Genomic DNA, 4386 nt, shown 5'->3' with positions numbered 1-4386 from the left:
CCTTCTCCGGTCCTGGCTCCTTCTCCGGTCCCGGCCCCGTCCCCTTCCCCGTTCCCGGTCCCGGTCCCGTCCGGGCCTCCGACGCACAGCACGGTGGCGGTGACGAACCGCTCCTGCTCGCCGCTCTGCACCGCGTACGCGTTGTGCCGCTCCACCGCCGCCTCCAGGGCATCGGCGACGGCGGGCAGCCGCGCCTCGCGGAAGGCCGCCTCCCGGAAGGCGCTCAGCACCGCGAAGCCCGTCCCGATCGCGGGCAGGCCCTTGCCCTGGACGTCGCCGACCAGCACCCGGGTGCCGTGCGGGGTCTCGGCGACGTCGTACAGGTCGCCGCCGACCATGGCGTCCTCCTCCACCGGCCGGTACAGCCCGTCCAGGCGCACGTCCGAGGTGGTGACGGGCAGCGGGCGCAGCAGCTGGCGCTGGAGGGCGACGGCGCTCTGCCGCATCCGCGACAGCTGCCGCTCGTGCCGCACCCGCCGCGCGCACAGGCCGATCACGGCGCCCTCGGCGGCGACCACGCCCACCAGGGTGCCCAGCCGGGCCGGCAGGTCGCCGGGCGGGACCACCAGCGAGTGGACCACGATCACGGCGATCACCCACACCGAGACGGCCACCGTCTGGGCGACGGTGCCCAGACCCGCCAGCAGCGCGGGCAGGAACACCAGCAGCAGCACCAGGCGGGAGCTGGTGCCGCTGGCCGCCTGGACCAGCAGCACGGCGGCGGTGGCGGCCAGCACGCCGAGCACCACCGCCCGGTTGGCGGGGGCGCGCGGGGCGGCGGGCTGCTGATCGTTGCGGTCCACCCCTGCCGTCCTCTCCGCCGCCCGGCCGTCCCTCCAGGGTGGTCGGCGCGGCGGGGCGGGCGCGAGCGGGCTGCGCCGGGCGGGGGACGGCGACTGTCGGCGGCGCTCGGTACGGTGGCCGGTGTGTCCTCCCCGTCCACACCCCCGCCCACGCCGCCGTCACCGTCCACGCCTCCGTCCTCCCGTGCGACCCCCACGGGCCGCGTACCGCTCGACGACCTGGTGCGGCTGCGCCGGGCCCGGGACCGGATGGACCGCGAGTACGCGCAGCCGCTGGACGTTCCGGCGCTGGCCCGTACCGCGCTGATGTCCTCCGGCCACTTCTCGCGCAGCTTCCGCACCGCCTACGGCGAGACCCCGTACAGCTACCTCATGACCCGACGGATCGAGCGGGCCAAGGCGCTGCTGCGGCGCGGGGACCTGAGCGTGACCGAGGTGTGCATGGCGGTGGGCTGCACCTCGCTGGGCTCCTTCAGCACCCGCTTCACCGAGCTGGTCGGGCAGAGCCCCAGCGCCTACCGGGCCGGCGACCACGAGCCGGGCGCGGCGATCCCGGCCTGCATCGCCAAGGTCCGCACCCGCCCGGTGCGCCGCGCCGAGGCCAAGGAGGCCAAGGGGACGAAGGAGGCCAAGGAGGCCAAGGAGGCCCAGGAGACGAAGGGGGTCAAGGGGGCCAAGGACGCCGAGGGTGCCCGGCGGGACGGCGGCCCCGGCGCTCCCGTAGCGTGACGCGCATGAGCATCGAACTCGCGCAGTGCTTCATCGCCGTCGACGACCACGACCGGGCGCTCTCCTTCTACCGCGACGTCCTCGGCTTCGAGGTGCGCAACGACGTTGGCTTCGAGGGCATGCGCTGGGTCACCGTCGGCTCGCCCGACCAGCCCGGCGTGGAGATCGTCCTGGAGCCCCCGCTGGCCGACCCGCACGCCTCCGAGACCGACCGCCGGGCCGCCGCCGAACTCCTCGCCAAGGGCCTGCTGCGCGGTGTCATCTTCCGCACCGACGACTGCGACGCCACCTTCGAGCGGCTGCGGGCGGCCGGCGCCGAGGTGCTCCAGGAGCCGATGGACCAGCCCTACGGGGTGCGCGACTGCGCCTTCCGCGACCCGTCGGGCAACATGCTGCGCTTCAACCAGCCGCGCACGAGGTAGCGGCCGGCGGCCTGGGGCGGCCTGTGCGGCCCGTGGCGGGTCAGACGGGCTGGAGCCGGGTGTGCAGGAGGCAGAACTCGTTGCCCTCCGGGTCGGCCAGGACGTGCCAAGCGGCGTCGGCGGGCTGGCCGACGTCGACCGGCTCGGCGCCGAGCGCGAGCAGCCGCTCCAGCTCGGCGTCCTGGTCGCGGTCGGTGGGGTTGACGTCGATGTGCAGCCGGAGCTTGCCGGGCCGCGGCTCGCTGTTGGGGAGGAAGAAGAGGGTGGGCTGCGGGCCGCCGAAGCCGGTGCCGGGCGGCCCGATCTCGATGGTGCCGCCGCCCTCGCGGCCGACTTCGACGTAGCCGAGGACCTCGCTCCAGAACGCGGCGAGCCGCTCGGGGTCGGCGGCTTCGATGACCAGTTCACTGATGCGGCATGCCATGGTCCGTCAGCCTACGTCGATCATGTCGCGACGCAAGGGAATTGATCCGCCCGCCCGGACGACGGGGTGCCTCCGGGGCCGGAGGCCGATGCGTGGGGCGGGCGGGGCCGCCGGGCGGTGGTCGGCCGGTGGGGGAATGAACCGCGGGATGGGTGCTGTTGTCGCAGGTCGAGATACCCCTACCCGTATTTTTTCGGGTATCCGGCACGGCCCGCTGCCGCCCAAGGAGATGGGCATCGCTTCTCGCACGACTGACGGGCCACCCGCCCCGCGCACCGGCGCCGGGCCGTCGGTCGGGGCCCGGGGCCACCGCCACCGCCCGGGCGGTGGCCCCCGCCGGTGAGCTACCGGGCCCGCAGCGCCCCCAGCACCGCCGACAGGTCCTGCTCGGCGATCTCCGGGTGCGCCAGCAGCACCTCGCGGGCCGCCGCCAGCACCGGGCCGCCGCCCGCGAGGGCGAGGTCCTTGGCGGCCAGCCGGACCGGAAAGTCCGACTCCGTGGTGAACGCCCGGGCCGCCACCCCCGCGAGCGGCCCGGCCGACAGCACCTCCCGCGCCTGCTCCTGCGGCACGCCCAACTCCTCGGCCACCGCCAGGACTTCGCCCAGGGCGGTGACGCAGGCGACGATCGCGCCGATCACCACCACCTTCAGCGCCGCGCCCGAGCCCGGGCCGCCGCAGCGCCGCACCCGGCCCAGCTGCTCCAGGACGGGCTGCGCGCGGTCCAGGTCGGCGTCCTCGCCGCCCGCGAAGACCGTCAGACCGCCGGTGGCCGCCGGGCCCGTGCTGCCCAGTACCGGGGCGTCCACCAGGGCGACGCCGTCCGGCAGCCCGGCGCGCAGGTCGGTGGTGGCCCGCGGGCCGATCGAGGACATGTCGATCCACAGCGCGCCCGGTGCCAGCTCCGCCGCGCACTGCCCGGCCACCTCGGCGACGGCCGCCGGGTCGGACAGCATGGTGACGACGACGTCCGCGCCGCGCACGGCCTCGGCCGGGGTGGTGGCCTCGGTGACCCCGGTGACCCCGGCGGTCCCGGCGGTCCCGGTGAGGCCGGCGGCGCGGCCGGGGGAGCGGTTCCAGACGGTCAACGGGTGCCCGGTGTCGGCGAGTCGGCGGGCCATCGGCAGGCCCATCCGGCCCAGTCCCAGAAAAGCGATCTTCTTCATGGCCGCCACGCTAGGCAGCCACGAGCCAGGCGACAAGCGAATGTCCGGCATGGTAGTCATGCGCAATGGACATGGCTTGGCTGGACGTCTTCCGCACCGTCGCACACCTGGGCTCCTTCACCGCCGCCGGTGAGCGACTGGGCTACACCCAGTCCGCGATCTCCCGCCAGATCGCCACCCTGGAAGGGGAGTTGGGAACACCGTTGTTCGACCGGCTGGCGCGCGGCGTACGGCTGACCGAGCACGGCCGCGCCCTGCTGCCGCACGCCGAGGCGATGCTGCAACGGCTCGACGCCACCCGGCGCGACCTGACCGCCCTCACCGAACTCACCGCCGGACGGCTGCGGGTGGGCGCCTTCGACAGTGCCAACGCCGACCTCGTCCCCGGCGCCCTCGCCGCCTTCCGCGCCGCGCACCCGGACGTGGAGATCGGCCTCACCGAGGGGCTGGCGGCGCACCTGCTGGACCTGCTCGCCGAGGGCGCCGTCGACCTCGCCCTCGTCGCCTCGTACACCGAACCCGCCGCCGACGGCGACCGGTTCGACGTCCGCCCGCTGATGGAGGACCCGGTGCTGGTCGCCCTCCCGCGCGGGCACCGCCTCGCCGGACGCCGCCGCCTGCGGCTGGCCGAACTCGCCGACGAACCCTGGATCGCCGCCCGCCGCCACGCCGAATCCACCCTCCTCGCCGCCTGCGTCCGCAGCGGGTTCCAGCCCCGCATCGAGTACACCGTCGCCGCCTGGACCGCCAAACTCGGCCTGGTGGCAGCCGGGTTGGGCGCCACCCTGATCCCCTCCCTCGCCGCCCGCGTCGGCCGCCCCGGCATCGCCCTCGTCCCCCTG

The 4386-nt window shown here is 75.5% G+C and carries 6 protein-coding genes; 3 read left to right on the top strand and 3 right to left on the bottom strand.

What is annotated here, in order from left to right; all coding sequences use genetic code 11:
• Positions 1 to 803: PP2C family protein-serine/threonine phosphatase (locus ACIQOV_RS29435; protein WP_401053599.1), on the bottom strand; the 803-nt coding region annotated here is incomplete at its 3' end.
• 249 nt (positions 804 to 1052) lie between these two features.
• On the opposite strand from ACIQOV_RS29435, the gene ACIQOV_RS29430 reads away from it, so the two are divergent.
• Both ACIQOV_RS29430 and ACIQOV_RS29425 read left to right on the top strand, forming a co-directional pair.
• A complete protein-coding gene (locus tag ACIQOV_RS29430; RefSeq protein WP_401053601.1) occupies positions 1053 to 1532 on the top strand; it encodes a helix-turn-helix domain-containing protein in 480 nt (159 codons plus the stop codon).
• Positions 1533 to 1537: 5 nt separating this feature from the next.
• Positions 1538 to 1954 (top strand): VOC family protein, encoded by a 417-nt coding sequence (locus ACIQOV_RS29425; protein WP_401053598.1) that lies wholly within the window; start codon positions 1538 to 1540, stop codon positions 1952 to 1954.
• 40 nt (positions 1955 to 1994) lie between these two features.
• Here the strand turns inward: ACIQOV_RS29425 and ACIQOV_RS29420 are convergent, their stop codons facing one another.
• Together ACIQOV_RS29420 and ACIQOV_RS29415 are read right to left on the bottom strand one after the other, a co-directional pair.
• A complete protein-coding gene (locus ACIQOV_RS29420) occupies positions 1995 to 2378 on the bottom strand; it encodes a VOC family protein (protein ID WP_380633776.1) in 384 nt (127 codons plus the stop codon).
• A gap of 344 nt (positions 2379 to 2722) precedes the next feature.
• Positions 2723 to 3544, bottom strand: coding sequence for an NAD(P)-dependent oxidoreductase (locus ACIQOV_RS29415; RefSeq protein ID WP_401053597.1), 822 nt, complete (start codon positions 3542 to 3544; stop codon positions 2723 to 2725).
• Between the two features lie 65 nt (positions 3545 to 3609).
• Between ACIQOV_RS29415 and ACIQOV_RS29410 the strand changes: the two genes are divergently transcribed.
• Positions 3610 to 4386: LysR family transcriptional regulator (locus ACIQOV_RS29410; protein WP_401053595.1), on the top strand; the 777-nt coding region annotated here is incomplete at its 3' end.

Source organism: Kitasatospora sp. NPDC091257 (assembly GCF_044757675.1).
In the GTDB taxonomy this organism is placed as follows: Bacteria; Actinomycetota; Actinomycetes; order Streptomycetales; family Streptomycetaceae; genus Kitasatospora; species Kitasatospora lactacystinica.
Note: the sequence above shows the minus strand (reverse complement) of the source record. Positions and strands in the feature narration are given on the sequence as shown.

Excerpts from the sequence above, each read along its gene's own strand:
- ACIQOV_RS29430 (WP_401053601.1), top strand. The coding sequence starts at position 1,053 with ATGGACCGCGAGTACGCGCAGCCGCTGGACGTTCCGGCGCTGGCCCGT.
- ACIQOV_RS29425 (WP_401053598.1), top strand. The coding sequence starts at position 1,538 with ATGAGCATCGAACTCGCGCAGTGCTTCATCGCCGTCGACGACCACGAC.
- ACIQOV_RS29420 (WP_380633776.1), bottom strand. The coding sequence starts at position 2,378 with ATGGCATGCCGCATCAGTGAACTGGTCATCGAAGCCGCCGACCCCGAG.
- ACIQOV_RS29415 (WP_401053597.1), bottom strand. The coding sequence starts at position 3,544 with ATGAAGAAGATCGCTTTTCTGGGACTGGGCCGGATGGGCCTGCCGATG.